Annotated in this window: 4 protein-coding genes and 1 tRNA gene; 1 reads left to right on the forward strand and 4 read right to left on the reverse strand. The window is 64.3% G+C overall.

The window, feature by feature from the left end:
- Positions 1-47: 47 nt before the first annotated feature.
- The 4 genes from AB4Z09_RS28880 to AB4Z09_RS28895 all read right to left on the reverse strand — a co-directional run bounded on the left by AB4Z09_RS28880 (position 48) and on the right by AB4Z09_RS28895 (position 1,638).
- Positions 48-425 (reverse strand): helix-turn-helix domain-containing protein, encoded by a 378-nt coding sequence (locus tag AB4Z09_RS28880; RefSeq protein WP_368077033.1) that lies wholly within the window; start codon positions 423-425, stop codon positions 48-50.
- A 309-nt stretch (positions 426-734) separates the two neighbouring features.
- Entirely contained in the window at positions 735-1,262 is a 528-nt protein-coding gene (locus tag AB4Z09_RS28885) for a hypothetical protein (RefSeq protein ID WP_174908670.1), read from the reverse strand.
- Complete coding sequence (locus AB4Z09_RS28890; protein ID WP_174908672.1) at positions 1,259-1,405, reverse strand: hypothetical protein; 147 nt, start codon at positions 1,403-1,405, stop codon at positions 1,259-1,261. Before AB4Z09_RS28890 ends, AB4Z09_RS28885 begins: the two co-directional genes overlap by 4 nt.
- Positions 1,406-1,565: 160 nt before the next feature.
- Positions 1,566-1,638: transfer RNA gene (locus tag AB4Z09_RS28895), tRNA-Arg, on the reverse strand.
- Positions 1,639-1,962: 324 nt separating this feature from the next.
- Here AB4Z09_RS28895 and AB4Z09_RS28900 point away from each other — a divergent pair.
- Entirely contained in the window at positions 1,963-2,799 is an 837-nt protein-coding gene (locus AB4Z09_RS28900; RefSeq protein WP_174908674.1) for a M23 family metallopeptidase, read from the forward strand.
- Positions 2,800-2,983 lie beyond the last annotated feature (184 nt).

Below are 2,983 nucleotides of genomic sequence, written 5' to 3' on the forward strand. Positions count from 1 at the left end.
GCCTTAGGGCCTTAGGCTGGGTGGGGCACTTTTCGTCGTTTACAGGCTCACCATGGGTCTCCGACCGCCCGGGTGTTGTTCTTCTCGTATGTCTGTACCCCTTCCTCTGAGAACCTCACTGATTCGCCGATCCGAATACTCGCGATCTCGCCGGCTTGAGCCAGGCGGTAGACGGTCCTCTGCGAGATCTGCCAGCGTTCGGCTACTTCGGATGCCTTCAGGAGTGTGTATCGACTGGGTGTCTTGTCTCTGGGGTGGTTTGCCACGTCACAGATTGTCGCGTGGCTGACGTGGCGTCGTGATGCGGGGGTTCCATTGCGGGACAGAAGGTCCCAGCTAGTGGATGAAGTTTGCCTACTACACCAGTTGAGGAGTGGTGGTTGGCAAGAGTTGGGCGGTAGGTCACCCACACGCGCTGCGGACACCTGGCGGTGGCAGGAGCTGTAACCCCTCCCCAAGATTTCCCACGAACCATGCCCCGATATCGCGTCTCGGCCAACACAAGTAGCCCGACCACGGATGTGGACGAGCTTGTGTCAGACCCTCACGGCGTCAGGCCTGACCCACTGTGAGAGCGCCTGTGCCGGTTCACAGGATTAGGAACACCGGGCTGTCTCGGTTTGCGTCGGAGACGGCAGGAGCGACGTGCTGCAGGGTTTTTCCCGGAGGTGGGAAGAACCCGGCTGGCAAGGCGCGGGCACCTACGAGAGATGCCCGGCCCAACCAGTCGGGAACTAAGCAGCAGCCCTAACAGACGTTGCCGCCAACCACTTCGAATGCATCACCCGAAGACTCTCGATCAACTCCGGAATATCCTGCGGACGTACAGCAGTCGACTGATCGTTGCGAAACCACACCGACCACTGCGTGTAGTCGACAGCCCCGTCCTCACCGTGCGTTGTCAGCAGATCCAGTTCGACAGTGGTGGGGGAATCACCCTCGCCCGGATGCTGAAAGGTGCCGGTGCCGAAGTTCTCGAAGTGTCCATCGCAGCCATGGACGAAGAGGTCGAACTCGATGCTGGTTCCCGTGTGCTTGTACGTGGCGCGGATTCCGGTATCGGTCTGTTCGAGTTCGCATGGTCCGAAGGCGTGCCCGATCAGCTCGAGCTTGTTGTGGACAGTGCGGGTCATGAGTGAATGGGTGCGGTAGTTGCCCAGGTAGTCGTGGGCTTTCCCTGCTTTCATGATGACGCCGTAGCCGCTGCAGGGGTGTCCGTGGAGGTTGGGGTGGTTAGCGATGAGTCGGTCGATGATGTTCACGCTGCACCGCCGATGAGCCACAGGCCGATGCGGAGGGCTTCGATGGTGGCGAAGTAGCCGGTGGTGAGGATGGCGACGACTGCGGCGATGTCACGCAGGGTCGTCTTGTCGGTGGTGCTGGATACACTTCTTGCACGGTTCATGCGGAGTCTCATTCCGTGTGTGCCGGAGGCCCCGGATGAGAGTTGGCGCTCTCACTGGGGCCGTTCTATTTGGCGACACGAACCAAGCCATCTGGCACGAATTAGGCAAGAAGCCTGACTGTGAGAGGCGAAAAGCAGCCCTGAGCTGCTGAAACGTGAGTGCCCTCGGCAGGATTCGAACCTGCGACACCGGCTTTAGGAGAGCCGTGCTCTATCCCCTGAGCTACGAGGGCGGGGGCGAAGCGAACGCGTGGTCGAACATCGTTCGCGCTGTTCCGCAGTAGGGAGTGTAGCGGCAGGGGGCGGTCCGGGATGAATCGGTCGCACGGTCGCAGGATCGGCGGGTCGGACATCGCAAGCGCCGACACGCCGGAGCTTGCGGACCGCCCGGGAAGCCCGATCGTCCTGCGTACGCGCACACCGGGCCGGAGCAATCCAGATAAAGATCCGGTAACGCTGGTCACGGCCTATATGAATTTGTTACCTTGGCCCGGCAGCAAGATCGAGTGCACTCCGGAGTGTGCGGCCGAAGAAACCGATTGACGAGGTAATTGACTGTGGGACGCCATCACCGGACGTCAGCCGACGCTGTTCTCATCGAGCTCGACCCGACACTCCGGCAGGGGCGTCACCGCGGCGAGAGCACAGGCCCCGGTGCAGGTCTGAAGGCCGCCACGGTCGCCGCCGCAACGGGCGCGATCCTCACCGCCGGTGCGCAGCTCGGCGCCGGCAGTGCCGCTGCCGACCCGGTGGCCGCGCCCGCCCAGGTCCAGCTTCCCGAGGGGCTGCTCCCCGCAGGGCTCGAGCTCCCGGCCCTGCCCCAGCTCCCGGCCCTGCCGCAGCTGCCCACGCCGGATCAGGCGATCGACTCGTTCAAGGCCGTGCAGTTGCCGGCGGAGCTGCCGCAGCCGGTCCAGCAGGCCGTGCGCGACCTCACCGCCGCCGCCGAGGCCAACTTCGGATCGCTCGACAAGGTCACGAACCGCGCCGTGAAGCCCGTCTCGGGCACCCTCACCTCCGACTTCGGTCCGCGTTGGGGCAGTCATCACGGAGGCCTCGACATCGCCGCCCCCATCGGTACGCCTGTCTACGCCGCCGCCGACGGTGTCGTGGTCGACGCCGGGCCGGCCTCGGGATTCGGGCTGTGGGTGCGCGTCAAGCACGACGACGGCACCACCACCGTCTACGGCCACGTCAACGACTACCAGGTGTCGACCGGCCAGCACGTGGTCGCCGGTCAGCAGATCGCGACCGTCGGCAACCGCGGCCAGTCCACCGGACCCCACCTGCACTTCGAGGTGTGGAACGCCGCCGGCGCCAAGGTCGACCCGTCTGCGTGGCTCGAGGAGCGCGGCGTGGCGGTCACGTGGCGCGGCGCCTCGGCCACCATGTGAGTCGACCTCYGAAACGAGCAAAGTCCCCGTCGGGTGTGGTGAGGGCGGTTTCAAGGGGTCGTCGCAACACTGCCTGGTTTTAGGCGGTAAGTAGATCACGCAGACGCTCGGCTGGGGTATCCCAGTCGAGCGTTTTGCGTGGACGGCCGTTGAGTTCCTGGGCGACGTGTTCGAGGTCCTCGGG

Source organism: Rhodococcus sp. TAF43 (assembly GCF_052113525.1).
Taxonomy (GTDB): Bacteria; Actinomycetota; Actinomycetes; order Mycobacteriales; family Mycobacteriaceae; genus Prescottella.